At 57.4% G+C, this 25990-nt stretch carries 26 protein-coding genes; 14 read left to right on the plus strand and 12 right to left on the minus strand.

From position 1 onward, the window contains the following. Positions 1–72 precede the first annotated feature (72 nt). The 4 genes from ACNY69_RS08320 to pabB all read right to left on the minus strand — a co-directional run bounded on the left by ACNY69_RS08320 (position 73) and on the right by pabB (position 5316). The gene (locus ACNY69_RS08320; protein WP_111138864.1) at positions 73–1635 is read right to left on the minus strand and encodes an EAL domain-containing protein; all 1563 of its coding nucleotides are present in this window, start codon (positions 1633–1635) and stop codon (positions 73–75) included. A gap of 218 nt (positions 1636–1853) precedes the next feature. Continuing rightward, positions 1854–3218, minus strand: a complete 1365-nt coding sequence (locus ACNY69_RS08325; protein WP_111138865.1) for an L-serine ammonia-lyase — start codon at positions 3216–3218, stop codon at positions 1854–1856. A gap of 171 nt (positions 3219–3389) precedes the next feature. Then, positions 3390–3953 carry a CoA pyrophosphatase gene (locus ACNY69_RS08330; RefSeq protein ID WP_418797920.1) on the minus strand — a complete coding sequence of 188 codons (564 nt, stop codon included), beginning with the start codon at positions 3951–3953 and terminating at the stop codon, positions 3390–3392. Then, a complete protein-coding gene (pabB, locus tag ACNY69_RS08335; RefSeq protein WP_418797922.1) occupies positions 3937–5316 on the minus strand; it encodes an aminodeoxychorismate synthase component 1 in 1380 nt (459 codons plus the stop codon). The genes ACNY69_RS08330 and pabB overlap by 17 nt, the downstream gene beginning before the upstream one ends. A gap of 110 nt (positions 5317–5426) precedes the next feature. Between pabB and ACNY69_RS08340 the strand changes: the two genes are divergently transcribed. Then, complete coding sequence (locus ACNY69_RS08340; RefSeq protein WP_111138868.1) at positions 5427–5621, plus strand: YoaH family protein; 195 nt, start codon at positions 5427–5429, stop codon at positions 5619–5621. Between the two features lie 12 nt (positions 5622–5633). Here ACNY69_RS08340 and ACNY69_RS08345 read toward each other — a convergent pair whose 3' ends face one another. Further along, positions 5634–5978, minus strand: a complete 345-nt coding sequence (locus ACNY69_RS08345; RefSeq protein WP_111138869.1) for a RidA family protein — start codon at positions 5976–5978, stop codon at positions 5634–5636. A 60-nt stretch (positions 5979–6038) separates the two neighbouring features. After that, positions 6039–6404 carry a hypothetical protein gene (locus tag ACNY69_RS08350; RefSeq protein ID WP_111138870.1) on the minus strand — a complete coding sequence of 122 codons (366 nt, stop codon included), beginning with the start codon at positions 6402–6404 and terminating at the stop codon, positions 6039–6041. Positions 6405–6740: 336 nt separating this feature from the next. Between ACNY69_RS08350 and ACNY69_RS08355 the strand changes: the two genes are divergently transcribed. The 7 genes from ACNY69_RS08355 to rnd all read left to right on the plus strand — a co-directional run bounded on the left by ACNY69_RS08355 (position 6741) and on the right by rnd (position 14831). Then, positions 6741–6908 carry a hypothetical protein gene (locus ACNY69_RS08355; RefSeq protein WP_179895566.1) on the plus strand — a complete coding sequence of 56 codons (168 nt, stop codon included), beginning with the start codon at positions 6741–6743 and terminating at the stop codon, positions 6906–6908. A gap of 574 nt (positions 6909–7482) precedes the next feature. Then, on the plus strand, positions 7483–8220 hold the full coding sequence (locus tag ACNY69_RS08360) for a carbonic anhydrase (RefSeq protein WP_418797925.1): 738 nt from the start codon (positions 7483–7485) through the stop codon (positions 8218–8220). A gap of 193 nt (positions 8221–8413) precedes the next feature. After that, the gene (locus tag ACNY69_RS08365) at positions 8414–10330 is read left to right on the plus strand and encodes an ATP-dependent DNA helicase (RefSeq protein ID WP_367395539.1); all 1917 of its coding nucleotides are present in this window, start codon (positions 8414–8416) and stop codon (positions 10328–10330) included. A gap of 45 nt (positions 10331–10375) precedes the next feature. Continuing rightward, the gene (gene tsaB, locus ACNY69_RS08370; RefSeq protein WP_111138873.1) at positions 10376–11074 is read left to right on the plus strand and encodes a tRNA (adenosine(37)-N6)-threonylcarbamoyltransferase complex dimerization subunit type 1 TsaB; all 699 of its coding nucleotides are present in this window, start codon (positions 10376–10378) and stop codon (positions 11072–11074) included. A gap of 59 nt (positions 11075–11133) precedes the next feature. Beyond that, positions 11134–11730 carry a Slp family lipoprotein gene (locus tag ACNY69_RS08375; protein ID WP_111138874.1) on the plus strand — a complete coding sequence of 199 codons (597 nt, stop codon included), beginning with the start codon at positions 11134–11136 and terminating at the stop codon, positions 11728–11730. Positions 11731–11938: 208 nt separating this feature from the next. Further along, the gene (gene fadD / locus ACNY69_RS08380) at positions 11939–13612 is read left to right on the plus strand and encodes a long-chain-fatty-acid--CoA ligase FadD (protein WP_146240824.1); all 1674 of its coding nucleotides are present in this window, start codon (positions 11939–11941) and stop codon (positions 13610–13612) included. Between the two features lie 97 nt (positions 13613–13709). Further along, a complete protein-coding gene (gene rnd / locus ACNY69_RS08385; protein ID WP_111138876.1) occupies positions 13710–14831 on the plus strand; it encodes a ribonuclease D in 1122 nt (373 codons plus the stop codon). 53 nt (positions 14832–14884) lie between these two features. On the opposite strand, the gene minE is transcribed toward rnd, so the two are convergent. Genes minE through minC form a run of 3 tightly spaced genes read right to left on the minus strand, consistent with a single transcriptional unit; the run spans position 14885 to position 16723 of the window. Beyond that, entirely contained in the window at positions 14885–15154 is a 270-nt protein-coding gene (minE, locus tag ACNY69_RS08390) for a cell division topological specificity factor MinE (protein WP_111138877.1), read from the minus strand. Between the two features lie 3 nt (positions 15155–15157). Continuing rightward, the gene (gene minD / locus ACNY69_RS08395) at positions 15158–15970 is read right to left on the minus strand and encodes a septum site-determining protein MinD (protein WP_111138878.1); all 813 of its coding nucleotides are present in this window, start codon (positions 15968–15970) and stop codon (positions 15158–15160) included. Between the two features lie 33 nt (positions 15971–16003). Next, positions 16004–16723, minus strand: a complete 720-nt coding sequence (gene minC, locus ACNY69_RS08400; RefSeq protein ID WP_111138879.1) for a septum site-determining protein MinC — start codon at positions 16721–16723, stop codon at positions 16004–16006. A gap of 155 nt (positions 16724–16878) precedes the next feature. On the opposite strand from minC, the gene ACNY69_RS08405 reads away from it, so the two are divergent. From ACNY69_RS08405 to ACNY69_RS08415, 3 genes are all read left to right on the plus strand, one after another. Then, positions 16879–17154, plus strand: coding sequence for a YcgL domain-containing protein (locus ACNY69_RS08405; RefSeq protein WP_111138880.1), 276 nt, complete (start codon positions 16879–16881; stop codon positions 17152–17154). 316 nt (positions 17155–17470) lie between these two features. Continuing rightward, positions 17471–18130 carry a fumarylacetoacetate hydrolase family protein gene (locus ACNY69_RS08410; protein WP_111138882.1) on the plus strand — a complete coding sequence of 220 codons (660 nt, stop codon included), beginning with the start codon at positions 17471–17473 and terminating at the stop codon, positions 18128–18130. A 64-nt stretch (positions 18131–18194) separates the two neighbouring features. Beyond that, on the plus strand, positions 18195–18641 hold the full coding sequence (locus ACNY69_RS08415; RefSeq protein ID WP_111138883.1) for a YcgN family cysteine cluster protein: 447 nt from the start codon (positions 18195–18197) through the stop codon (positions 18639–18641). A gap of 55 nt (positions 18642–18696) precedes the next feature. Here the strand turns inward: ACNY69_RS08415 and dsbB are convergent, their stop codons facing one another. Continuing rightward, positions 18697–19227 carry a disulfide bond formation protein DsbB gene (gene dsbB, locus ACNY69_RS08420; protein WP_111138890.1) on the minus strand — a complete coding sequence of 177 codons (531 nt, stop codon included), beginning with the start codon at positions 19225–19227 and terminating at the stop codon, positions 18697–18699. 341 nt (positions 19228–19568) lie between these two features. Between dsbB and fadR the strand changes: the two genes are divergently transcribed. After that, on the plus strand, positions 19569–20288 hold the full coding sequence (gene fadR, locus ACNY69_RS08425) for a fatty acid metabolism transcriptional regulator FadR (RefSeq protein WP_111138884.1): 720 nt from the start codon (positions 19569–19571) through the stop codon (positions 20286–20288). A gap of 37 nt (positions 20289–20325) precedes the next feature. Here the strand turns inward: fadR and ACNY69_RS08430 are convergent, their stop codons facing one another. Then, positions 20326–21861 carry a SpoVR family protein gene (locus ACNY69_RS08430; RefSeq protein WP_111138885.1) on the minus strand — a complete coding sequence of 512 codons (1536 nt, stop codon included), beginning with the start codon at positions 21859–21861 and terminating at the stop codon, positions 20326–20328. Between the two features lie 503 nt (positions 21862–22364). On the opposite strand from ACNY69_RS08430, the gene ACNY69_RS08435 reads away from it, so the two are divergent. Beyond that, the gene (locus ACNY69_RS08435; RefSeq protein WP_111138886.1) at positions 22365–23666 is read left to right on the plus strand and encodes a D-amino acid dehydrogenase; all 1302 of its coding nucleotides are present in this window, start codon (positions 22365–22367) and stop codon (positions 23664–23666) included. A gap of 18 nt (positions 23667–23684) precedes the next feature. Next, positions 23685–24755 carry a catabolic alanine racemase DadX gene (gene dadX / locus ACNY69_RS08440; RefSeq protein ID WP_418797931.1) on the plus strand — a complete coding sequence of 357 codons (1071 nt, stop codon included), beginning with the start codon at positions 23685–23687 and terminating at the stop codon, positions 24753–24755. Here dadX and ACNY69_RS08445 read toward each other — a convergent pair. Then, the gene (locus tag ACNY69_RS08445) at positions 24748–25941 is read right to left on the minus strand and encodes a multidrug effflux MFS transporter (RefSeq protein WP_293771091.1); all 1194 of its coding nucleotides are present in this window, start codon (positions 25939–25941) and stop codon (positions 24748–24750) included. The genes dadX and ACNY69_RS08445 overlap by 8 nt on opposite strands. Between the last annotated feature and the right edge of the window lie 49 nt (positions 25942–25990).

The raw sequence follows: 25990 nt of genomic DNA on the forward strand, positions 1-25990 counted from the left end.
CTGAACTTCTCTGACAGCCGCTGCCTCACCGCCGCGGCTGTTTTTTTGTCCGTCGCCTGCGCGGTCGCGGACTCAGGGCCGGACATCGGCCTGATGCGCGGCCAGCCAGGCCGGGAAATCCGCCAGCGGCATCGGTCGGGCATAATAGTAGCCCTGAAGATGATCCACGCCGCGCTCGCGCAGGTAGGCCGCCTGCTCGGCGGTTTCGACCCCCTCGGCCACCAGGCTGATATTCAGACGCTGCGCCAGCGAGATCACCATATCCGTCACCGTGGCGTTAATCGCGTCTGTGCCGATGGCCGCAGTGAAAATCTTGTCGATTTTCAGCACATCGGGATGGAGATCTTTCAGATAGGAGAGCGAGCTGTGGCCGGTGCCGAAGTCATCGATCGCCAGCCGCACGCCGATATCATGCAGTTGGGAAATCACCGACTGATCCACGACCGGCAACGCATCCCGCTCGGTCAGCTCCACCACCAGTTTCGGCACAGGCGTCGCGGGCCACCAGAGCGTCTGCAGATCCTCCAGAATGGCCCGATCGCGGAAATGGCTGGCCGCCACGTTAATGGCAATATGAAAGTCGGGATCGTCGGGCAACTGCGGTAACGCGCTGACCACCTCAGCCAGCACAAAGCGCGTCAGGGGTTTAATCAGGTTCTGCCGCTCGGCCAGCGGAATAAAGAGATCCGGCGCTATCCAGCCCTGGCGGGCATTGTGCCAGCGCAGCAGTAACTCGATGCCGTCGCACTCGCCGCTTTTGCTGTTAATCAGCGGCTGACAGTAGACCATAAACTCGCGCGCGGTAATGCCGTAGCTGATCTGCCAGCTCAGGCTCATGCGGTTCGCGGTGGCCAGCCAGACGATGTAGCCGACCAGCAGGCTCAGCAGCAGCGCCAGCGGCAGCTGGGAAGGCAGCGTCGCCAGCGCCAGCCGGGTCGGAGAGGGGCCATAGAGCGTCAGGCTGAAGGGGTAGCGCAGGGAATCCTGCTCGTAGCTCACCTCATCATCGGCCGGCACCGTGGCCTCAATCAATGGATTGCCATACTCCAGGCTTTGACCATTGACGTTGAAGACGGCGCGCTCCACCCAGGGCAGCTCCGGCTCCAGCAGGTAGTTGCTCATCATTTCGATATTGATAGCCTGCAGAATGCCGGAGCGGTTATCCAGACTCCTGGGCGTCCACAGCAGGAGTATCGGTGACCCTTTCAGCAGATAGCGATCGGTAGAGAGCGTCATGCGCTGGCCGTTAAAGGCCAGGTCGGGGTAGGTCTCTCCAAAGGGGATCGTGCGCGGGCCATAGATACTGGAGCAGTAGAGCATATCGTTATCGACCAGCAGAATCGCCCGCACCGTCTGCAGCGAGGAGATCTTCTCAATGAGCGGAAAGCGAACATCCTGGCAGGGCACGCCAACCAGCCCCAGCATATTACTGGCTGACACCTCCAGCGGGGAGAACATCCGGTCGAACCGCATTATCGCCTTGTCGGCAAAATCCATCGCCTGCTGCTCGATGCGCGCTTTTTCTTCGATATAGCGGAATGCCAGCGTCAGAATCAGCACCAGGGTGGCGATCATCAGCGCGATCAGCAAACGCTTGCGTCTGAATTGTCCAACATATTGCTGGGCCATCAACATCAGTTTCCACCTTCCCTAAAGCCAGAAAAAAGCAACACAACGGGATGAGTATCGGCACGGTCAGGCCAGAACTGAGGCCGTAATGCAGAAAAGCGGGTCTGGAAAGCAGGGCAAGCCGGACGGCTGCGCGGAAATCACTCTACCGTGTAATCCTGCGCTGAGATAGCGCAGGATACGGATTTTATTATGTTTGCGCGTTATTTAAACCGCTGGGGGCGTTAATCGCACTGAACCTTGATTGCCAGCCCGCCGCGTGAGGTTTCACGATATTTGGCGTTCATATCTTTGCCGGTTTCATACATGGTTTCGATAACCTTATCCAGCGAGACGCGTGGTTCGCTGGTGCGGCGCAGCGCCATTCTCGCCGCGTTGATCGCTTTCACTGAGGCGATCGCGTTGCGCTCAATGCAGGGCACCTGCACCTGACCCGCCACCGGGTCACAGGTCAGCCCCAGGTTATGCTCCATGCCGATCTCGGCGGCCACGCAGACCTGCTCCGGGCTGGCACCCAGCAGCTCGGCCAGACCGGCTGCCGCCATTGAGCAGGCGACACCGACTTCACCCTGGCAGCCCACTTCGGCACCAGAGATGGAGGCGTTCATTTTATAGAGCACGCCAATCGCGCCTGAGGCAAGGAAATAGCGCAGGAAGATATCGGGCGTGACCGGCTCGATAAAGTGATCGTAGTAGGCCAGCACCGCAGGCACGATGCCGCAGGCGCCGTTGGTCGGAGCCGTCACCACCCGGCCACCCGCAGCGTTCTCTTCGTTAACGGCCAGCGCAAACATATTGATCCAGTCGATGACGATCATCGGATCGCTGGAGTGTTTGGTGGAGGAGGTCAGCAGACGACGCAGCGAGGCGGCGCGGCGCGGCACCCGCAGCGGGCCAGGCAGCACACCTTCGGTATTCAGGCCGCGATCGATACAGGCCTGCATGGTCTGCCAGATGGTGGCGAAATAGGCCTGAATCTCATCACGGCTGTGCAGCGCCAGTTCGTTCTTCATGACCAGGCCCGAGAGCGACAGGCCCGTTTCGCGGCAGTGAGCCAGCAGATCTTTGGCGGAGTGGAACGGCCAGGGAACAGAGACCTCATCCAGCGCCGACTGGCCGAAGTGCTCTTCATCGACAATAAAACCGCCGCCTACCGAGTAGTAGGTTTTTGAAAGGATCAGCAGGTCGCCCGCAAACGCGAGCAGGCGCAGGCCGTTCTCATGCAGGGAGAGGTTCTCACTGCGGAACACCATGCCGCCTTCGCGCGGAAAGTCCACCTCATGCGCGCCTTTTGCCAGCAGCAGCCGCTCACGCTGTTCCACATCCTTGATAAAGGCGGGGATCGCATCGATGTCTACGGTATCCGGTGATTCGCCCGCCAGACCCATAATAATGGCGATGTCCGTGTGGTGGCCTTTACCGGTCAGTGAGAGCGACCCATAGACATCCACGGCGATCCGGGTCACCTCCTGCAGCTTTCCCTGTTCGCTGAGCAAATCCACAAACTGTTTACCCGCTTTCATCGGGCCGACAGTATGCGAACTTGAGGGGCCGATGCCCACTTTGAACATGTCGAAAACACTAATCACAGGTGACACTCCTCACAATTATTATCAGTCTGCCGCGGCAGTTTATGGCGCTAATAGTAAAGGTCATGCACCGGAAAAGAGCAGCTTTTCGCATGAAATAAACTTATTAAAACCAGTAGAAAAAATTATAGCGTAAACCGGCAGGGAGCTGACGGGCCGGGGCAGGGAATCTCAGAAAGCGATTTGCGTACTCAGCGAACGGATAATCCCGGCGGTCATGCCCCAGACCAGATAATCCTGGTAACGTGACAGCCAGACAGGATGGCGGACGCCTGCCCGGTTGATCTCCAGCACGCTGTAGCGGCTGAGCTGTAATGCCTCGGCCAGCGGCATCTCAAAGGCGCTGCTGACCTCATCCTGATTCAGGGTCAAGCGCAGACCGGCCGGAATAATCCCCAGCACCGGCGTCACCTGAAAACCGGTACTGCTGGTTACGGCAGGCATCGCGCCCAGCACCTCGACCTGCTGCGGGTCCAGCCCGACCTCTTCCTGCGCTTCGCGCAGTGCGGTGGCGATCAGCGAGGCGTCGGTGGCATCCTGCATCCCGCCGGGAAAGGCCACCTGCCCGGCATGTTTTCGCAGCGCATGCGAGCGTTGCGTCAGCAGCAGGCCAGGTTCAGCCCGCGCCACCACCGGCACCAGCACCGCAGCATGACGTCCTGAGAGGCGCTGCGTGCTGCGGGCGGGCTGCTGCAACAGAAAACGGCTGCGGAAGGTCTCAAGCGTCAGGGCCAACGGTACCTCCGATCTGTTCCAGCGCCGGTAAAATCCGGCTCACTTTGTCGAGCGTCTCCTGATATTCCGCCGCCGGATCGCTGTCGGCCACCAGCCCGCCTCCCGCGGCACAGTAGATCTGCTGCCCCTCGGCGATCAGCGTGCGGATGGTGATACTGGTATCCATCCTTCCGCAGAGGCTGAGATAGCCGATACTGCCGCACCAGGCATTGCGGCGCTGCGGCTCCAGTTCATCAATAATCTCCATCGCCCGGATTTTGGGCGCACCGGTTATCGATCCGCCCGGGAAACAGGCGCGCAGCAGATCGGTGGCCTGCAGGGTCTCAGGCAGCTGCGCCCGCACCGTACTCACCAGGTGATGCACCGCAGGAAAGGGCTCAACCACAAACAGCTCCGGCACCGTCACCGAGCCGGGCACGGCGACGCGGCCGATATCGTTGCGCAGCAGATCGACAATCATCAGGTTTTCGGCCCGATCTTTCTCCGCACTGCGCAGCGCCTCGGCCTGTTGCGCATCGGCGACGGGATCGCTGCAACGTGGCCGGGTGCCTTTTATCGGTCGGGTCTCGATCTGTTTCTGATTCAGGGAGAGAAAACGCTCGGGCGACAGGCTGAGGATCGCACTGCCAGGCAGACGCAGGAACGCACTGAACGGCGCGCGGTTGGCCGCATTCAGCCGGGTAAACGCCTGCCACTCATCCCCCTGATAGCCCGCCTGAAAACGCTGGGCCAGGTTGACCTGGTAACAGTCGCCCGCCTGAATGTAGGCTTGTACCCGGTCGAAGCGTGCGGCGTAGTCGGCATAGCTCAGATTCGAACGCCAGCGGCTGGTCAGTAAAAAAGGCGTGGTTTTGCGCGCGGGCCAGGCTGTCAGCCAGGCGGCCCGCGCCGCTACGTTTTCTGTCGCCACCAGCGTCAGCGTCTGCTGGTGGTGATCGGCAATGAGCGCCCAGTCATAGATCCCCACCGCCATGTCCGGCGTGGTGAGATCGGCCTCGGCGTGCTGCGGCAGGGATTCAAACCGGCGGCCCAGATCGTAACCGAACAGGCCCAGCGCCCCGCCCTGAAACGGTAAAGCTTCGCTGGTCACCGGCGTGACGCCGAGTGCATCACACTGCTGCTGAACCAGCAGCAGCGGATCGGCGGTGGAGTCGCGGCTGCCGTTCCGGTCGCTGATAGTGGTGGTGGCTCCCCGGGTAACCAGCGTCGCACGCGGGTCGGCGGTCAGAATATCAAAGCGGTTGTCGCTGTGGCTGGCCTGCGCGGAGGAGAGCAGCATCGCCCACGGCAGAGAGGAAAGGGGCGCGAAGCGCTGTATCAGCGCATCCGGGGTGTAATCAAGCGTCAGGGTTTCAACAATCATCGTGCAGAGAAATCAGCAGGCAAAGAGGCGGTCAGACTGACATATTTTTTCCTGACTGGCACCTGTTAGTTCGGCGTGGGATACTGTCAGCCCCAACGCAGGAGTAGAACATGATAACAGGATTACCGGCGCTCTCTCATGAGCAGCAGCAACAGGCCGTCGAACGCATTCAGGAATTAATGGCTGGCGGGCTGACGAGCGGCCAGGCGATCGCCCAGGTGGCGCAGGAAATTCGTGAGAGCCATACGGGTGAACAGATTCGGGCGCTATTCGACGACGAAGATGATGAAAACGAAGAGGAATAACGCCCGGCGCGGTTAACGGGCCGCGATAATCTTAATTTCGATTTTATATTTCGGATTCAACAGTCCGGCCTGAACCGTGCAGCGCACCGGCGCATTATCCGGCGAGACCCAGGCGTCCCAGGCGCGGTTCATCGCAGGGAAGTCGGCTTTATCGACCAGAAACAGCGTTGCATCCAGGATTTTGCTTTTGTCGCTGCCCAGGCGCGTCAGCATCGCATCAATGACGGCCAGCGCATTCGCTGTCTGTGCTTCGGCATCGGCGTCCAGGTTTTCTGGCACGCTGGTGTAGTAGATGGTGTCGTTATGAATGACAGCCTCGGACATGCGGTGTTCCGGATCAATGCGGGTAATGCTCATCGGTTTCTCCCTCGTTATTTGCGCATTAGCCTGGCACACTCCTGACACCGCTGTCACCCTTTACGCCCGCAGGCAGCGCTGAACGATTGCCTGCCTGTCCGCCATCACCTGAGGCGCCATCCTGAACGTGGTGAAATATTTCACCTCCGATCCTTTCCGCTGTGGGGTGATATCCGCAAAAATGGAATCCTCCCAGGTGTAAACGCTGATGTCACTGCCTCTGGGCTGAGTGTGGGTAGTGTTATCGCTGGCAATGACTGTCGTGGTGGACCAGCCGCGATAGATACAGTCGCTGAGCTGGGGGGCGGTTCGGGTGCTCTGGCCCTGAAAGAGCGGTGCCTGCTGACGAGCCTGGTCGGGCGTGGGGGCCTGGCAGCCGCAGAGCAGCAGCACGCCGGCGAGAGAGCCGATGCGGAAATAGTTCATCACATTCCTCCGCCTGAGTCAGGCAGTCGGGTTAAGGCCATCTGCTTAACAGTGCCTGAGGCAACGTTAAGCCAGTGTCGGCACATCAGCCAGCAGGTGCCACATCCCAACGGTCAGCTGATTTGATTAGTATAATCCGGGTGTTAGTTTCCTCGCGGCGTTCCTCTGCATTTGATAACTGCATCACACTGTCCGCCGCGCCATGGCGGGCGTCAGACCGGGCGCACGTCTGCAAATCGCGCAATCAGCCGCTGTCTGCGGTGAAACTCCGGCAGGACGGGCTGAAAAATGTTATAAATCAATCAAAAGATAGCGCCACAGAATGAGGATGAACACATGGCGAATACGCAGTATCTGTTTTGGGTGATGGCGGGCGCACTGACGCTGCTCTTTATTGTTATCGCGGCCTTTGTGGGGTTATCCAAAGGCACCCGGCAGGGAGTAATAACGTTTGCTGTGCTCTTCATCATTATGCTGGCGGGCGCGCTCTACATACACCATTAACGCAGAGCCGTTTGAACCTTTTCACGCTCTTACAGCGATCTTAAGCCCGGCTCACACTTCAGGCGGAAATTGTGCGGCGGGGCGTGCCGGTTAACTATGCTCATCTGAAATAGCAGCACTGCTATTTATCACCGGAGGTAATTATGTCTGAACGTCCTGATTACGATGAACCCCTGCCAGATGATGCTGAGATCTATCCTGAAGATGACGCAGAGGATGAGGAAGAGGATCCGCTGGAAAAGGATGTCTGATCTGCTAACCGGGAACGGGCCGCCCGTCTCTTCTGCGTGACAGATAAACCGCAAAACGCCCGTTTTGCGGTTTCTTTTTTCCTTCAGCTTCTGAAAAATGCTCTGGCATTTAATCGTTAACGGACATATTCAGCGCCCGGACCACACCGGCCATTTAATTCTGAATAATGATAAAACGAGAATGTTAATTAAATTAACATCGATAAAAATAGTAAACTCATTATTCCTGAAGAAGGTGAACGATCGCATTTTGTCACCTTGCTGATATAAAAGGGCGCGGAATATTATCGCTGCCGCACATTAGCTTATCAGCAGGGATAAAAATGAAACGATTAACACGGTTAAGTCTGATCATCGCGCTGTCGTCCATGGGTGTCGCCAGCGCAGCAGAGCCGCACTGGAGCTACGAAGGCAAAGCAGGGCCGAAGCACTGGAGCGAACTGAGCAGCGATTTTCACCTCTGCCACGAAGGAAAGGCGCAGTCGCCCATAAATATTAAAGATCCCATACAGGGGCATCTGCAGCCCCTGAATCTGGCTTATCAGGCGTCGGCGGAAAAAGTCATTAATAATGGCCACACTATTCAGGTTACCGTCGATCATGAAGATGACTTTATTCTGGACGGTGAAAAGTTCACTCTGCGTCAGTATCATTTTCACACGCCCGGTGAAAACCAGATCAATGGACATACCTTTCCGCTGGAAGCCCATTTTGTTCACAGCAAAGAGGATGGCGACCTGGCCGTAGTCGCGGTGATGTTTGAAGTCGGCAAAGAGAACCCGGCGCTGACTCCCCTGATTGACGCGATGCCGAAAAAGGAGAATCAGCAGGTCAGCATCAATCGTCAGGTCGATCTGCGCGAGCTCTTCCCGGAAGACCTGCACTATTATCGTTTCAGCGGTTCGCTGACCACGCCTCCCTGCAGCGAAGGCATCCGCTGGCTGGTGATGAAGCAGCCGGTCACACTCTCGCAGGCCCAGCTCGACGCCTTTAAGCGGGCTCTGAAAACCACCAACAATCGTCCGCTGCAGCACCTTAACGGCCGCATGATCGTCGAGTAAGCCCCAACCCGGTGCTTTGGCAGGGAGCCCATATCCTCAGGCGGCCATGTGCCGCCTTTTTGTTTCCGCGAAGCGGTTACAGGGCCCGCTTGTTTCTGCCATAATTGCCTAATCTGTTGAAAAACCTCTATTTTGCTTTGTTATGGCAATACTGACATAATTACAGTGTTTTTGCCGTTCTTTGTGAGGGTATGTGGCAGACGATTTTGCAGTGGATGGCGCCCTGGCGCAGGCGATCGCAGGTTTCAGGCCGCGCGAAGCACAACGTGAGATGGCGCAGGCGGTTTCAGAAGCCGTAAAACAGCAGGGTGAACTGGTGGTGGAAGCCGGCACTGGCACCGGCAAAACCTATGCCTATCTGGCGCCCGCTCTGCGGGCCGGTAAAAAAGTGATTGTCTCCACCGGTTCCAAAGCGCTGCAGGATCAGCTCTATGGCCGCGATCTGCCCACTATGACCCGCGCGCTGAAGTTCACGGGTAAAACCGCCCTGCTGAAGGGGCGCTCAAATTATCTCTGCCTGGAACGGCTGGAACAGCAGTCGATGGCGGGAGGCGATCTCACTGTTCAGGCGCTGACCGACCTGGTGACGCTGCGAAGCTGGTCGTCGCAGACGGAAGATGGAGACATCAGCAGCTGCGCAGGCGTAACCGAAGACAGCCCGGTCTGGCCGCTGGTCACCAGCACCAACGATAACTGCCTCGGCACCGATTGTCCGCGTTACAAAGAGTGTTTTGTGGTCAAAGCGCGAAAGCGTGCGATGGACGCCGATGTCGTAGTGGTTAACCACCATCTGTTCCTTGCCGACTTAGTGGTAAAGGAGGGGGGCTTTGGTGAACTGATCCCCGAAGCGGATGTGATGATCTTCGACGAAGCCCATCAGCTGCCCGATATCGCCAGCCACTATTTTGGTCAGCAACTCTCCAGCCGCCAGTTACTCGATCTGGCCAAAGACATTATTACCGCCTACCGCACCGAAGTGCGTGATGCCCGGCAGCTGCAGAAATCGGCAGACCGGCTGGCGCAGTGCGCGCAGGATTTCCGGCTGGCATTAGGCGATCCCGGCTTTCGCGGTAATCTGCGCGAACTGCTGAGCGATAACGCGATTCTGCGCATGTTCACGCTGCTGGATGACGCGCTTGAGCTTTGCTACGACGTCATCAAACTGTCGCTGGGCCGATCGGCCCTGCTGGATGCCGCCTTTGAGCGGGCCGCGCTCTATCGTGGGCGGCTGAAACGGCTGCGGGCAATTAACGAGCCGGGCTACAGCTACTGGTATGAATGCACCTCACGCCACTTTATCCTGGCGCTGACGCCGCTTTCGGTAGCGGAACGCTTCCGTGAAGTGATGGACAACCGCAAGGCCGCATGGATCTTTACCTCTGCAACGCTGGCGGTCGACGAGAACATGGCGCACTTCGCCGAACGGCTGGGGGTCAATGCAGCGAAGAGCCTGATCCTCAACAGCCCGTTCGACTTTGCGAAGCAGGCGCTGCTCTGCGTGCCGCGTAATCTGCCGGAACCGAACCGGCCTGGTGGCGCGCGCCAGCTGGCCGCGATGATGAAGCCGCTGATTGACGCCAACAAAGGCCGCTGTTTCTTTCTCTGCACCTCGCACCTTATGATGCGCGAGCTGGCCGCAGAGTTTCGCGCCTCAATGACGCTGCCGGTACTGGTGCAGGGTGAAACCAGTAAAGGCCAGTTGCTGAAACAATTTATTGAGAAGGGCAATGCTCTGCTGGTGGCGACCAGCAGCTTCTGGGAGGGCGTGGACGTGCGCGGCGATGCGCTGTCGCTGGTGATCATCGACAAGCTTCCCTTTACCTCACCGGAAGATCCGCTGTTGAAGGCGAGGATGGAAGATTGTCGTATCCGCGGCGGCGACCCTTTTGCCGACGTGCAGCTGCCGGATGCGGTGATCACCCTGAAGCAGGGGGTGGGACGCCTGATCCGCGACACGAACGATCGCGGTGTGCTGGTGATCTGCGATCAGCGGCTGGTGTCGCGGCCCTATGGTGCACTGTTTCTCAACAGCCTGCCGCCCACGCCGCGTACCCGGGATATCGCCCGCGCCATCGCCTTTATCCGCCAGCAACCCGAACCAGACGCGTAATTCTGTGCTAAGATGCGCGCCGTTTTTCTTTCTTCTGAGGTAGTCATGTCAGCCCGAATTTTAGCGCTGGATACGGCAACAGAAGCCTGTTCAGCCGCTTTGCTGAATCAGCAACAGATGGATGCCCGATTTGAGATCGCCCCGCGCGATCACACCCAGCGCATTCTGCCGCTGGTCGAGGAGCTGCTGCTGGCGCAGCGGCTGGAACTGACCGATCTTGACGCGCTGGCGTTTGGCCGCGGTCCCGGCAGTTTTACCGGTGTACGAATCGGGATTGGGATTGCGCAAGGCCTGGCACTGGGTGCCGCTCTGCCGATGATCGCCGTCTCTACTCTGGCAACCCTGGCGGAAGGTGCATGGCGTCTGCACGGTGCCACGCGGGTGTTAACCGCGATTGATGCGCGCATGGGGGAGGTCTACTGGGCCGAATATCAGCGCGATGAGCAGGGTGTCTGGCAGGGCGAGGCCACCGAAAGCGTGCTCTCACCGGAGGCGGCGCTGGCACGCATGCAGGCGCTGTCCGGCCAATGGATGACCGCAGGCACCGGCTGGCAGGCTTATCCGGGGCTTCAGCAGGGCCATTCTTTGACGCTCAGCGCCAGCGACGTAGCCCTGCCTGCCGCAGAGGATATGCTGCCGCTGGCCGCCCTGGCGCTGGCCCGTGGTGAAACGTGTCTGCCGGAAACGGCAGAGCCGACCTATCTGCGCAATGAGGTCGCCTGGAAAAAGTTACCTGGCCGGTAAAAGAGACGCAACTTATTGTTATGCGTCCAGTCTAATCTTTACCTGATGGGAGAATCTCTATGTCGTCAATCTGTGGTAAAGGGCTTTCAGGTCTGTTGCTGACCTGCGTGCTGGCGTTAACCGGTTGTGTCTCTATTCCTGACACGCTGCAGGGCAGTTCGCCGCAGCCGCAACAGGATCTGTTGCGGGTGATGAGCGATCCGTCGCTGTTTGTCGGGCAGGAGTCGCGCTTTGGCGGCAAGGTAGTCAATGTTACCAATCTGAATGGCAAAACCCGGCTGGAGATTGCGGCTCAGCCGCTGGATGACAGCGCCAGACCGCGTCTGGGGGCGGCGTCAGTTGGCCGGATCTTTGCCGACATCCACGGTTTTGTCGATCCGGTGGATGTCCGTAATCAGTATGTTACGGTGCTGGGCACGCTGAAGGGCACCGAGCAGGGCAAAATCGGAGAGGCGGATTATAAATTCGTGGTCATCGATGTGCGCGGCTATCAGCGCTGGCGGCTGACGCAGCAGGTGATGGCGCCGCCTCAGCCTGTGGATCCCTGGATCTGGTATGGGCCTACCCGCCATCGCGGGGGCTACTGGGGGCCTAATCCTTACTGGGGCATGATGAATACCGGCCCGACAGAGGTGCAGACTATCCTGACCGAGTAAGTGTGAACATCGTCTTTATTCAGCCCGGTCGCGGTGCTCGCAGCCGGGCTTTTTATTTGTCTGTTTTATCAGCACGAAATTTAGTGATGGACTTCGCAACCTCAACATGCCGAAACAGGCAAACTGGTACAATCAGTTAAAATATTGTTAACAAACCAGATTGGCTGAGGCAGCGATGGAAATACAACATAATTATCGGGGTGGATCCTTGAATAAGGTTTGGCTGAAACGCTACCCGGCAGATGTGCCTGCCGAAATAAGTGCAGATCGTTATACTTCTCTGGTCGATCTGTTTGAGCAGGCCGTAAAACGCTACGCCGATCAACCCGCCTTTCTGAACATGGGTCAGAAAATGACGTTTCGCCAGCTGGAGGAGAAGAGCCGCGCGTTTGCTGCCTATCTCCAGCAACAGCTGGGCCTGAAAGCCGGAGACAGGGTGGCGCTGATGATGCCTAACCTGCTCCAGTATCCGGTGGCCCTGTTTGGCGTGCTGCGTGCGGGCATGGTCGTGGTCAACGTCAATCCGCTCTATACGCCGCGTGAACTGAAGCATCAGCTTAATGACAGCGGCGCCAGCGCCATCGTTATCGTCTCCAATTTTGCCCACACGCTGGAAAAAGTGGTGGCAGAAACCCCGGTTCGCCACGTCATTCTGACCCGGATGGGCGATCAGCTGGCCCCGCTTAAAGCCACACTGGTAAACTTTGTCGTCAAATATGTGAAAAAGCTGGTGCCAAAATACCATCTGCCGGGCGCCATCTCGTTTCGTCAGGTGCTGGAGAGTGGGGCCGCGCTGCCTTATCAGCGTCCGACGGTTTCCAATGACGATCTCGCCTTCCTCCAGTATACCGGCGGCACCACTGGCGTTGCCAAAGGGGCGATGCTGACCCATCGCAACATGCAGGCGAACATTGAGCAGACCCGGGCGACCTATGGCAAAATGCTGCGCGATGGCAAAGAGTTTGTGGTCACCGCGTTGCCGCTGTATCACATCTTTGCACTCACCGTGAATGGCCTGCTGTTCCTGGAACTGGGCGGTCAGAACCTGTTGATCACCAATCCGCGCGACATCCCCGGCTTTGTCAAAGAGCTGGGCAGGGTGCCCTTTACCGCCATCACCGGCGTGAACACGCTGTTTAACGCGCTCCTCAACGATGAGCAGTTTAATAAACTCGATTTTTCCACGCTGCGTCTCTCTGCGGGCGGCGGAATGGCGGTGCAGAAAGTGGTGGCTGAGCGCTGGGAAAAGCTCACCGGGCACTATCTGCTGGAGGGCTATGGCCTGACCGAGTGTTCGCCGCTGGTGTCGGTCAATCCCTATGACATCAGCTGTCACACCGGCAGTATCGGCCTGCCGGTGCCTTCTACCGATGTCCTGATTCTGGATGATGCCGGTAATGAGGTGCCACCGGGTGAACCGGGCGAGCTCTGCATCCGCGGTCCGCAGGTGATGCTGGGTTACTGGCAGCACCCCGAAGCCACGGCCGAGGTGCTGAAAAATGGCTGGCTCCACAGCGGTGATATTGTTACCGTTGATGAGGAAGGCTTTATTCGCATCGTCGACCGCAAAAAAGATATGATTCTGGTGTCAGGCTTTAATGTCTACCCGAATGAGATCGAAGATGTGCTGATGCAACATCCTAAAGTACGTGAAGCGGCGGCGATTGGCGTGCCCAGCGATCTCTCGGGCGAAGCGGTGAAAGTCTGCATCGTCAGAAAAGATCCCTCGCTGACAAAAGAGGAGGTGCTCGACCACTGTCGCCGTCAGCTGACCGGTTACAAAGTGCCGAAGATCATCGAGTTCCGGGATGAATTGCCTAAAACCAACGTTGGCAAGATACTGCGACGTGAACTGCGCGACGAGGCAAAGTCCGGGCGCTGAAGCAGGACTGAATTGAGGTTGAACGCCGGCATGTCCGGCGTTTTTATTGTGTTTAACATGGAGCGCCGCGCGTTGTTGGCTGCGGTGAAAATAAGACGTGAACTATTCCCTTATCGACCAGGATGATCAACTGGCAGACGTGTGTCAGAAAGCGCGCCAGCACGCGGCGGTGGCACTGGATACCGAATTTGTCCGTACCCGCACTTACTATCCTCAGCTGGGTCTGATCCAGTTGTTTGACGATCAGCAACTGGTGCTGATCGATCCGCTGAATATCCGTGACTGGTCACCCTTTATCGAACTCTTAACGGATACGCGCGTCACCAAATTCCTGCATGCCGGCGGGGAAGATCTGGAAGTTTTCCTGCACCGCTTCGGCGTTCTGCCGACGCCGATGATCGACACCCAGATTCTGGCAGCCTTCTCCGGCCAGCCACTCTCATGGGGTTTTGCCGCCATGGTGGCCCATTTCACCCAGGTTGAGCTTGATAAAAGTGAATCACGCACAGACTGGCTGGCGCGTCCGCTGACCGAGCGTCAGTGCGCCTATGCAGCAGCAGATGTCCACTATCTGCTGCCGATTGCCCGTCAGCTGATGGCGAATACTGAGGCTGCCGGTAATATGGCAGCGGCGCTCAGCGAGTGCGAAAACCTCTGTCAGCGCCGTCTCGACACGGTTGTACCGGATGATGCCTGGCGGGATATCACCAATGCCTGGCAGCTGCGCCCCCGTCAGCTGGCGGCATTACAGCGGCTGGCGGCCTGGCGTCTGAAGCTGGCGCGTGAAAAGGATATGGCGGTCAATTTTGTGGTGCGCGAAGAGCATCTCTGGAAGGTCGCCCGCTTTATGCCTGGCTCACTGGGCGAGCTGGACCATCTGGGGCTGTCGGGACATGAGATTCGTTTCCACGGCAAAACGCTGGTGGCGCTGGTCGCCGACGCTGCGGCGCTGGACGAGAGTGAATTACCCGCACCGCTGGGTAATCTGATCGATCATCCGCACTATAAGCAGGTGTTTAAAGCAGTAAAAGCACTGGTGCAGCAGGTGAGTGAGCAGAGTGGGTTCAGTCAGGAACTGCTGGCGTCACGCCGTCAGATCAATCAGGTTCTCAGCCAGCACTGGGGCCTGAAGCCACAGGGACGTCAGCCGGAGTTACTCACCGGATGGCGGGGCGAACTGTTGAAGCCTGGCATTGATGCCATTCTGGCGGATGTCTGACCGATAAAATTTCCCCTGCCAGAGCGCAGGGGAAATTCAGGAAACGGTCAGCGTCATTTCGTCACGTCATCCGTTTCCGGCAGCGTGACGTTCAGCTCCAGAATGGAGATATCATCCCCTTTCTGATCCAGCTGCACCGTCACCATTTCCGGGTCAATCTTTACATATCTGCAAATCACTTCCAGAATGTCGCGCTTAAGTTGCGGAAGATAGTGGGGCTCACTGTCGCCCCTTCTCCGTTCTGCCACGATAATCTGCAGCCTTTCCTTGGCTATATTGGCAGTGTTCTTCTTCCGGGATAAAAAGAAATCAAGTAATGCCATGGTTTATCCCCCGAACAGGCGTTTCAGGAAACCCTTCTTCTCTTCTTCGATAAAGCGGAAGGGACGAACTTCACCGAGCAACCGTTCAACGGTATCGGCATAGGCTTTGCCAGCATCTGACTCACTGTCAAGGATCACCGGCTCGCCCTGGTTAGAGGCGCGCAAGACTGACTGATCTTCAGGGATCACACCGACCAGCGGAATGCGCAGGATCTCCAGCACATCTTCCATGCTCAGCATGTCGCCACGGCTTACGCGGCCAGGATTATAACGGGTCAGCAGCAGATGCTCTTTTACCGGCTCCTGACTGTTTTCAGCGCGACGGGATTTAGATGAGATGATGCCCAGAATACGGTCGGAGTCGCGAACAGAGGAGACTTCCGGGTTGGTGGTAATGATGGCTTCATCGGCAAAGTAGAGCGCCATCAGCGCACCGGTTTCGATACCCGCCGGTGAGTCGCAGACGATGAAATCGAACTCCATTGCGGCTAAGTCGTTCAGGACTTTTTCAACACCTTCACGGGTCAGCGCATCTTTATCGCGGGTCTGTGACGCAGGCAGGATGTAGAGCTGCTCAGTGCGTTTGTCGCGAATCAGCGCCTGGTTCAGCGTGGCATCGCCCTGGATGACGTTAACGAAGTCATAGACCACACGGCGTTCACAGCCCATGATCAGATCCAGGTTACGCAGACCGATATCAAAGTCGATCACAACCGTCTTTTTGCCTTTCTGCGCTAAACCGGTGGCGATGGCCGCGCTTGACGTGGTCTTACCAACGCCCCCTTTACCGGATGTAACTACAATAATGCGTGCCATAAATGTTGATTTCCTTAACAAAAGAAAAGGGGCCTAATTAAGTGTCTGGATAGTCAGCGCGCCATCCTGCAGGCACAGGCGCGCAGCTTTACCAAAAAATTCTTGCGGGATCTGATCCATGATCCAGTACTCCCCGGCAATCGAGACCAGCTCGGCGGCCAGATGGGTACAGAAAATCTGGCAGTTGCGGTCACCGCTGGCGCCTGCCAGCGCACGGCCGCGCATCATGCCGTAAATATGAATGTTGCCATCGGCGACCAGTTCGGCCCCGGCGCTGACGCTGCTGGTGACGATTAAGTCAGCGTCACGCGCATAAATCTGCTGGCCTGAGCGCACCGGGGTATTCACGATGCGGGTTTTGGCGGCGACGGCTTCAGCCATCACAGGCTGGGGTTCAGGAACCGGTGCAGGCGCAGGGGCGGGCGCTTCACTGCGCGGCCGGGCCTCTTTACCTTCAGCCAGTACCGGCAGGCCGGCCCGGACGATAATGCGTTTCAGGGCATCATCTTTACAGCCGCTCACGCCGACAATGCGTAAACCGGTGGCAAGAATCGCCTGCTGTAGCTGCTTCCAGTTAACATCTGCACTCAGTGTGGCGACGTTAAGCACCACCGGAGCGTTCTTCAGGAAATCTGGCGCCTGGTCAATCTTGTCCTGGAGTGCCTTGCGGATCACCACAGGGTCATGGTGATGCAGATGGACGACAGACAGGGTGAAACTGCTACCTTTAAATTCGATTGGCGTTTGCGACATCAGTCCCGACTCAGTCCTGTTTTCACTACCGTCAGCCAGGCGATGATAAAATCATCGTTTATGCGCTTACGGTGAATATTCGAAGTTCTGCAAGCATGTTATAGTTACAGCTATATTCAGACAAGCCTCAACGCCGGTTAATTCGAGTAAAAAATATGTTTTGTGTGATCTACAGAAGCCCGTTACGTGACCAGACTTATCTCTATGTTGAAAAAAAGGACGATTTTTCGCGCGTTCCTGAAGCGTTGCTGAAAGGATTTGGCAAGCCCCAGCTGGCAATGGTGTTGAAGCTGGAGGGCCGCGACAGACTGGCTAATGCGGATATCAATAAAGTTAAGCAGGGATTGAGTGAACAGGGCTATTATTTACAGCTTCCTCCACCAATCGAAAGTCTGCTAAAAATTCATTTACAGGCTGATAAAAAAGTTTAACTCAGATTCATCTGTAAATATAAATCCTCTCAGCGCGATGCTGCCAGGATAATATGACTTTAAGGCTGCGCAAAATAGACGGCGCAGCTTATCTGTTTTCTCCGCTTCTTAAATTTTTCGCCTGAATTCCCTCCCGGATTGGTCGAAACTTCAGCGATTATGCGCCCCTGTTTACGCTTATTGACAAATTCTACCCCCCGGACCGTTAAAAGGATCTTATTATCACGCCATGAGGCTGGCATTTCGATCAGCTCACAGGCAAACATCAATCCGCCAGCAACGCTGGCATCACACCTAACCTGAACAGGGGATGAGCATGTATCAGCATCGGAACTGGCAAGGCGCTCTGATAGATTTTCCGGTCAGCAAAGTGGTTTGCGTCGGCAGTAACTACGCAAAACACATTAAAGAGATGGGCAGTGCAACGCCGACTGAACCCGTTATCTTCATTAAACCGGAAACTGCGCTGTGTGATCTGCGCCAGCCGCTCTCGATTCCCGACGGCTTTGGCGACGTTCACCATGAAGTAGAACTGGCGGTGCTGATCGGTGCCACCCTGAAGCAGGCTACTGAAGCGCATGTGGCTCAGGCTATCGCAGGTTATGGTGTGGCGCTGGATCTGACGCTGCGGGACCTGCAGGCCGGACTGAAAAAAGCGGGTCAGCCGTGGGAGAAGTCCAAAGGCTTTGATAATGCCTGTCCCATCTCCGGGTTTATTCCGGCCGCCGGGTTCAGTGGTGACCCGCAGAACAGTGAGCTTAAGTTGCTGGTTAACGGCGAGGTCCGCCAGCAGGGCACCACTGCGGATATGATCCATAAAATCCTGCCGCTGATTGCTCATATGAGCCACTACTTTACGCTGCGCGCCGGCGATGTGATCCTGACCGGCACGCCGGAAGGGGTCGGCCCGATGCGTTCCGGGGATCAGCTGGAGGTCTCATTAGCGGGCCACGGCATCAGCACACGCGTACTCTAAACACTTGCATCACTGCGGCAGAGGCTTTATAAGGTGCGTTTCAGGCACAACCCGGACAATCATCATGACTGATACCCCTTTCTGGCAACACAAACGCCTGGCACAAATGAGCGATGAGGAGTGGGAATCCTTGTGTGATGGTTGCGGTCAGTGTTGCCTGAACAAGTTACAGGACGCCGACACGGATGAGATCTACTTCACCAACGTCGCCTGTAATCAGCTCAACATCAAAAGCTGCCAGTGCCGCAACTATGAGCGCCGCTTCGAGTTAGAAGAGGATTGCATCAAGCTCACCCGCGAAAATCTGACCACTTTTGACTGGCTGCCGCGCACCTGTGCTTACCGGCTGCTGGGCGAGGGCAAACCGCTTCCGGCCTGGCATCCGCTGCGTGCCGGTTCGAAAAGCGCCATGCATGCCCAGCGCATTTCGGTGCGTTATATCGCGGTGCGGGAAAGTGAAGTGCGCGACTGGGAAGATCACATCATTGATCGGCCCGACCGCAACGGCTGAGTGTCGTAAACGCGGAAGGATGAAAAAAAGGCTGCCTCGGGCAGCCTTTTTTCTGTCAGCGGCCAAAGAGGTCGCGCTGTTTCGGTCTGAAGGGCTGCGCAATCAGGACCAGCGCCGCCACCAGCAGATAGCCGGCAAACACTACAATCATCCACTGCGGCATACTCAGCGTCAGAAACGTCCAGCTGCGTTCTGCGCAGTCACCGCTGGCCAGAAAGACCGACGGCAGCCACCTGTCGAGCGGCAGAAAACCGGGAAAGCGGGCCGCAAAATCGCAGGTGGTAAAAGGATTTGGATGCAGCTGAATCATGGTGTGTTCATAAGCGAGGCGCAGACCTTCCCAGGCGCTGTAGATCCAGAGCGCCAGCGCCCCCAGGCGCAACGGCGATTTCGGCGCAATCGCCCCCACCAGCCCCGCGCCCAGCACTCCGAACAGCGCATTCCGCTCATAGATGCACATCACGCAGGGTTTCAGACCCATGACGTGCTGAAAAAAGAGCGCCGCCAACTCCAGCGCCAGCGCAGTCAGGGCCAGTAATAACCAGGCACCGCGACCGCGTGAGCAGCGATTCAGATATCTCAACATATTGCATTCCCTGTAAACGTGAATGCCACGCAGTGTAAACCAAAAGCGCAGGCAAACCAGCCACAGCCAGGGAAAAATCGTGTGTAAACATAACCTGATGCTGATCCACCGCAGGTTACAGGGGGAGACGCCGCAAAGGCCGAAGCGGACATTCACTGGTGGCGACAGGCGGCGCGCGGCAGCCAGCAAGGCCGCCGCCATTGGCCGTCGCGCTGGCTGACGGCCAGTCTGAAATATGCGCCCGCGCCCGGTTTTAATGGTGACGCAGGCTATATCCGCTATAGGGCGTCTGGTATGATGAGTGCCCATCATGATTAGAAAAGCAACGAGAACACATTGCTATGGTTATAAAGGCTCAGAGTCCAGCGGGATTTGCTGAAGAGTATATTATTGAAAGCATCTGGAACAGTCGCTTTCCGCCCGGGTCGATTCTTCCTGCTGAGCGTGAGCTTTCTGAATTGATTGGGGTGACGCGCACCACACTGCGTGAAGTGCTGCAGCGCCTGGCGCGCGATGGCTGGCTTACGATCCAGCACGGTAAGCCAACGCGGGTAAACGACTTCTGGGAAACATCCGGGCTGAACATCCTGGAAACCCTGGCCCGTCTCGATCACGACAGCGTGCCGGTGCTGATCGACAACCTGCTGTCGGTGCGCAGTAACATTTCATCGATCTTTATCAGCCGGGCCCTGCGCCACCATCCCGATAAAGCGCGTGAAGTGCTGGAAACGGTCAGCGCAGTCGCCGACCAGGCGGATGCCTATACTGAACTCGACTATCGGGTCTTCCGGGGCCTGGCCTTTGCCTCAGGCAACCCGATTTACGGCCTGATCCTGAATGGGCTGAAAGGTCTCTATACGCGCGTGGGTCGCCACTACTTTTCCAACCCTGAAGCCCGCCAGGTGGCGCGTGATTTCTATCTGAAGCTGCTGGCGCTGTGCGACACCTCGCCAGGGCAGGATGAGATTGTTGAGGTGGTGCGTAACTATGGCCGCCGCAGCGGTGAGATCTGGCACAGCATGCAGAAGAACCTGCCTGACGATCTCGGCAACAAACGTTAAAAAAAACCGGACTTCGCGTCCGGTTTTTTTTATCTCTTCAGAGTGCAACGCCGCGTGGCGGATTGCGGTCCAGCAGCTCGACGCTGCCATCCTCATTCTGCTGTTCGAGTATCACATCAAATCCCCACAGGCGATGAACATGCTTCAGCACTTCGCGACGGCTCTTATCCAGCGGCGTGCGGCCCTGCGGCACATAGCGCAGCGTCAGTGAGCGGTCGCCACGCAGATCGACGTTATAGACCTGAATATTGGGTTCCAGATTACTCAGGTTGTACTGGGCCGAGAGCTGCTGGCGAATGGCCCGGTAGCCTGCCTCATCGTGGATCGCGGCGATTTCAAGGTAGTTATTGCGGTCATCGTCCAGTACGGTGAAGAGACGGAAATCGCGCATCACCTTCGGCGAGAGGAACTGACTGATGAAGCTCTCATCCTTGAACTCGCGCATGGCGAAATGCAGCGTTTCCAGCCAGTCGGATCCGGCGATATCCGGGAACCAGTAGCGATCCTCTTCCGTCGGTGACTGACAGATTCGCTTGATGTCCTGCATCATGGCAAAGCCTAATGCGTAGGGGTTGATGCCGTTGTACCACTGACTATTATAGGGCGGCTGATAAACGACGTTGGTGTGGCTGTGCAGGAACTCCATCATAAAGCGTTCCGACACTTTACCCTCATCGTAGAGGTGATTAAGAATGGTGTAGTGCCAGAAGGTTGCCCAGCCCTCGTTCATCACCTGAGTCTGTTTCTGGGGATAGAAATACTGGCTGACCTTGCGCACGATGCGCAGGATCTCGCGCTGCCACGGCTCCAGCAGCGGGGCGTTTTTCTCCATAAAGTAGAGCAGGTTTTCCTGCGGCTCAGAGGGATAGCGCGCAGCTTCAAAGGGCACCGCCTCTTTCTCACGGCGCGGCAGCGTGCGCCAGAGCGTATTTACCTGACTCTGCAGATACTCTTCACGGCTCTTCTGCCGCGCCTTCTCCTCCTGCAGAGAGATTTTCTGCGGGCGTTTATAGCGATCGACGCCATAATTCATTAAGGCGTGACAGGAGTCGAGCAGGCGTTCGACCTCTTCAACGCCGTAGCGCTCTTCGCAGTCGCTGATGTAATTTTTCGCAAACAGCAGGTAGTCAACGATCGATCCGGCGTCAGTCCAGCTGCGGAACAGATAGTTATTTTTAAAGAATGAGTTGTGACCGTAGCAGGCATGCGCCATCACCAGCGCCTGCATGGTCATGGTGTTCTCTTCCATCAGATAGGCGATGCAGGGATTGGAGTTAATGACGATTTCATAGGCCAGGCCCTGCTGCCCATGTTTGTAACGCTGCTCGGTCTCGATAAACTTTTTACCGAATGACCAGTGAGAGTAGTTGATCGGCATACCTACGCTGGAATAGGCATCCATCATCTGTTCAGAGGTAATGACTTCGATCTGGTGCGGGTAGGTATCCAGCCGGTAGAGTTTTGCGACCCGGTCGATCTCGGCTAAATAGACATCCAGCAGTTCGAATGTCCAGTCTGGTCCGTCGTTGAGTCGTTTGCTGTCTCTGATGGCTTCGTCAAAGATTATCGTCATAGCGCACCTCTTGTTTGCAAACCGGCTGACCCGAGAGACAACCCGTTCTGGTTATTTAAGGCTTCGTCCTGAAAAAGGGAACCCAAAAAAACTAGGCGAACACAACAATGATAGCCCACTGTCGCCTATCCGAAATGCGAACTCAAACGAAATCTTTGGCACAAAATCATTCAGATAGAAGCAAAGGCATATTTAACCGTTTTTCATCCGGGCTATGGCGCCGATCACGGAATATCATCCTGTTTATAAGCAGAATGTATGGGGTTGAAGGATTCTCCTGAAACAGGCAGATTTCACTGCGTTTGTTGTCATTTATTTCTGCATTTAAGGATTAAGACGCATAAATTGCTGAAATGAGCCGTGCCATAAGATTTCAGTTACCTGAAAAGTAAAAAAGATGTGAAATAGAAGATGAAATTCCGGGGTGATATCCGCTGTGTTAATCCGCTGGTTATCATCATTTGAACAGTGAATTATGCTTTTAGAGGTCGGGTGGGGGAGCTATGCACGTTGTCATTCTTGGAAGTGGGGTAGTCGGTGTGGCCAGCGCCTGGTATCTGGCCCGTGCCGGACATCAGGTTACCGTTATCGATCGTCAGCCTGCGGCGGCGATGGAAACCAGTGCGGGTAATGCCGGACAGATCTCACCGGGCTATGCGGCCCCCTGGGCGGCCCCCGGCGTACCCCTGAAGGCGGTGAAATGGATGTTCCAGCGTCATGCGCCGCTGGCTATCCGGCTGGATGGCAGCAGTTTCCAGCTGGAGTGGATGTGGCACATGCTGCGCAACTGCGACATCAACCACTATCAGCAGAACAAAAGCCGGATGGTGCGGATCGCCGAATACAGCCGTGACTGCCTGAAAGCGTTGCGCAGTGAAACCGGCATCGCCTATGAGGGCCGTCAGGGCGGCACGCTGCAGCTCTTCCGCACCCAGCAGCAGTTCGACAGCGCCAGCAAGGATATTGCCGTGCTGCGTGATGCGGGCGTGCCCTATGAGCTGTTAGAGGCGCACGAGCTGTCGCGCGTTGAACCGGCGCTGGCGGCGACACGGCATAAGCTCACAGGCGGCTTGCGCCTGCCTAACGATGAAACCGGCGACTGCCAGCTCTTTACACAGCGGCTGGCGAAGATGGCCGAAGAGGCGGGCGTGATCTTCCGCTATAACACCACCGTTGACCACCTGCTGCGCGATGGCAACCGCATCTATGGCGTGAAGTGCGGCGACGAGATCGTTAAAGCAGACAGCTACGTGGTGGCGTTTGGCTCCTACTCGACTGCGCTGCTGAAGAATGTCATCGACATTCCGGTCTATCCGCTGAAAGGCTACTCGCTGACCATTCCGATTAAAAACCCGGATGCGGCGCCAGTGTCAACCATCCTGGATGAGACCTACAAAGTGGCGGTAACCCGCTTCGACGATCGCATCCGCGTAGGGGGAATGGCGGAAATTGTTGGTTTTAACACCAGACTCACCGAAGCGCGGCGGGAAACGCTGGAGATGGTCGTCAGTGATCTCTATCCTGAAGGCGGTCATGTCGCGCAGGCGAGTTTCTGGACCGGCCTGCGCCCGATGACGCCAGACGGAACGCCAATCGTAGGTGCCACGCCCATCTCTAACCTCTACCTGAATACCGGTCACGGTACGCTGGGCTGGACAATGGCGTGTGGATCGGGTCAGCTGCTGGCCGATCTCATCTCCGGTAAAAAACCCGCCATCGCTGCCGATGACCTGGCGGTGTTCCGCTACTTACCCGGCTTCGCGGCGGCGTCATCCCCGCTGCGTAACGCTAACGCAACTCGTTAAGTATTCAGGGAGAGGAAGATGTCACGTCCGATTGTCGCGTCCATTAACCAGCAGGCGTTACGTCATAACCTGACGATTGTGCGCCAGGCAGCCCCCGCATCCCGCGTCTGGTCAGTGGTCAAAGCGAATGCCTACGGCCACGGCATAGATCGCGTGCGCGAAGCGTTGTCTGCCACCGACGGCTTTGCGTTGCTCAATATGGAAGAGGCGATACAGCTGCGTGAGCAGGGCTGGAAAAAACCGATTCTGCTGCTGGAGGGCTTTTTTCATCCCGACGATCTGCAGCTGATCGACCGCTATCGCCTGACAACCAGTGTTCACAGCAACTGGCAGATCAACGCGCTGGCCGCGGCCAGGCTCTCTGCGCCCGTGGATATCTATCTCAAGGTTAACAGCGGCATGAACCGACTGGGCTTCCGCCCGGAACAGGTCAGTAACGCATGGCAGAAGCTGCGCGCGCTGAATAACGTGGGTGAGATGACGCTGATGGCACACTTTGCCGATGCGGAGAATCCCGAGGGGCTGATTGCCCCGCTGCAGCGCATTGAGCAGGCGGCCGAAGGGCTGAACTGCCCGCGTTCTCTCTCCAACTCCGCCTGTACCCTGTGGCACCCTGAAGCGCACTATGACTGGATTCGCCCTGGCATCGTGCTTTATGGGGCCTCGCCCAGCGGCGACTGGCAGGATATCGCGGGCAGCGGCCTGCAGCCGGTGATGACCCTGAGCAGCGAGATTATCGCGGTGCAGCAGCTTCAGGCGGGTGATGGCGTCGGCTACGGCTACCGCTACCGGGCCAGCAGTGCCCAGCGAATCGGTGTCGTCGCCTGTGGCTACGCCGACGGCTATCCGCGTCATGCGCCAACCGGCACCCCCGTCTGCGTGGATGGGGTGATGACCCAGGTGGTGGGCGCGGTTTCCATGGATATGATTACGGTGGACCTGACCCCCTGTCCTCAGGCGGGCATCGGCTCTGCCGTCGAGCTGTGGGGCGAGCAGGTCAAAATCGATCAGGTCGCCAAAGCGGCCGGAACGGTAGGGTACGAGTTGATGTGTGCGCTCGCCCCCCGCGTGCCGGTAACGGCTATTTAAGCGCGGTCAGCGTGCCGCGCATCTTCCTGCTGCAGCGCCAGGCGATGAACGCCAGCGCTGCACCCACCAGCATCATCAGGCTCAGTGAGAGCTTCTCTGCCACCGGCAGCGCCACGATAATCAGGCTGCCTGCCGCCCCCCCTGCCATCTGAATAAAGCCCTGCAGGGCCGACGCAACGCCCGCCTGCTGCTGATACGGCTCCAGCGCATAGCTGGTGGCAGGCCCCACGGTAAAGGCCAGTCCGGCCACCGCCACGGCGACCGGGAACATATAGAGCGCCCAGTGGGTCTGCAGCGCGGCCGGAAAGATCTGCATACCGGCCACCAGCAGCAGCGCGCCCAGCAGCATGGTCAGGAAACCCATCGCCAGACAGAACGGGCGTCCCGCTTTACGAATCGCTTTGTTGACGAACATGCTGACAAACATGATCCAGAAGCCGTTCGCGCCAAACGCAAAGGAGAACTGGATCGGGGTCAGGCCACCTTCGCTCATCAACACCTGCGGTGCCAGCGATACATAGGTCAGCACCATACCCAGGGCGCCGGCATTGGCAAAGGCAAACGCCAGAAAGCGGGGCTGACGCAGGATCGCGGCATACTGTTTAACCGGCAACCCTTTGACGCGCAGGGTATCCGCCGGGCGGGTCTCCGGCAGCCAGATCAGCACCAGCAGCGTAATCAGCGCGCCGTAGCCACAGAGGAACCAGAAGGGCGCGCGCCAGTCGAAGGCGCTGGCCAGCAGGCCCCCCAGCAGCGGCGCCAGGGCCGGAACGATATTCAGCGCACCATTCAGAAAGCCATAGGCACGGGCCGCATCATCCCCGCTGAGCCGGTCACGCACGCCGCTGAAGGCCACAACCGCGCTGCAGCAGACGCCACAGCCCTGCACCAGGCGGGCGATGACAAACAGCGGGAAAGAGGTGGCGGTTGCCGCGATGGCGCTGCCGGTAATGTAGAGCGCCAGGCCCAGCAGCGCGATCGGCTTACGGCCGTAGTTATCCACCAGCGGACCGGTGACCAGTTGTCCCAGCCCCATCACCAGCAGGAACAGGGGAATGGTGGTCTGCACCAGGGTAACCGGCGTATTCAGCCCGACCGCGATTTGCGGCAGCGTGGGCAAATAGAGATCGATGCCTAAAGGTGCCAGCAGCACCAGGCTTAATAAAAGCAGAGTAAATTTTTGCATAACAACCAGAGGGTAAACGGTCTGTTAAAAAACGATCGCAAAGGGTAAT

Origin of the sequence: Pantoea graminicola, assembly GCF_048452665.1 — a bacterium.
GTDB lineage: Bacteria > Pseudomonadota > Gammaproteobacteria > Enterobacterales > Enterobacteriaceae > Pantoea.

Coding starts and splice junctions, on each gene's coding strand:
- ACNY69_RS08445 (WP_293771091.1), bottom strand. CDS start 25,941: ATGCAAAAATTTACTCTGCTTTTATTAAGCCTGGTGCTGCTGGCACCT.
- minC (WP_111138879.1), bottom strand. CDS start 16,723: ATGTCGCAAACGCCAATCGAATTTAAAGGTAGCAGTTTCACCCTGTCT.
- fadR (WP_111138884.1), top strand. CDS start 19,569: ATGGTTATAAAGGCTCAGAGTCCAGCGGGATTTGCTGAAGAGTATATT.
- ACNY69_RS08350 (WP_111138870.1), bottom strand. CDS start 6,404: ATGAACTATTTCCGCATCGGCTCTCTCGCCGGCGTGCTGCTGCTCTGC.
- ACNY69_RS08375 (WP_111138874.1), top strand. CDS start 11,134: ATGTCGTCAATCTGTGGTAAAGGGCTTTCAGGTCTGTTGCTGACCTGC.
- ACNY69_RS08360 (WP_418797925.1), top strand. CDS start 7,483: ATGAAACGATTAACACGGTTAAGTCTGATCATCGCGCTGTCGTCCATG.
- minD (WP_111138878.1), bottom strand. CDS start 15,970: ATGGCACGCATTATTGTAGTTACATCCGGTAAAGGGGGCGTTGGTAAG.
- ACNY69_RS08340 (WP_111138868.1), top strand. CDS start 5,427: ATGATAACAGGATTACCGGCGCTCTCTCATGAGCAGCAGCAACAGGCC.
- ACNY69_RS08320 (WP_111138864.1), bottom strand. CDS start 1,635: ATGTTGATGGCCCAGCAATATGTTGGACAATTCAGACGCAAGCGTTTG.
- ACNY69_RS08410 (WP_111138882.1), top strand. CDS start 17,471: ATGTATCAGCATCGGAACTGGCAAGGCGCTCTGATAGATTTTCCGGTC.
- dadX (WP_418797931.1), top strand. CDS start 23,685: ATGTCACGTCCGATTGTCGCGTCCATTAACCAGCAGGCGTTACGTCAT.
- pabB (WP_418797922.1), bottom strand. CDS start 5,316: ATGATTGTTGAAACCCTGACGCTTGATTACACCCCGGATGCGCTGATA.
- tsaB (WP_111138873.1), top strand. CDS start 10,376: ATGTCAGCCCGAATTTTAGCGCTGGATACGGCAACAGAAGCCTGTTCA.
- ACNY69_RS08345 (WP_111138869.1), bottom strand. CDS start 5,978: ATGAGCATTACCCGCATTGATCCGGAACACCGCATGTCCGAGGCTGTC.
- ACNY69_RS08435 (WP_111138886.1), top strand. CDS start 22,365: ATGCACGTTGTCATTCTTGGAAGTGGGGTAGTCGGTGTGGCCAGCGCC.
- dsbB (WP_111138890.1), bottom strand. CDS start 19,227: ATGTTGAGATATCTGAATCGCTGCTCACGCGGTCGCGGTGCCTGGTTA.
- ACNY69_RS08430 (WP_111138885.1), bottom strand. CDS start 21,861: ATGACGATAATCTTTGACGAAGCCATCAGAGACAGCAAACGACTCAAC.
- ACNY69_RS08405 (WP_111138880.1), top strand. CDS start 16,879: ATGTTTTGTGTGATCTACAGAAGCCCGTTACGTGACCAGACTTATCTC.
- ACNY69_RS08415 (WP_111138883.1), top strand. CDS start 18,195: ATGACTGATACCCCTTTCTGGCAACACAAACGCCTGGCACAAATGAGC.
- ACNY69_RS08355 (WP_179895566.1), top strand. CDS start 6,741: ATGGCGAATACGCAGTATCTGTTTTGGGTGATGGCGGGCGCACTGACG.
- minE (WP_111138877.1), bottom strand. CDS start 15,154: ATGGCATTACTTGATTTCTTTTTATCCCGGAAGAAGAACACTGCCAAT.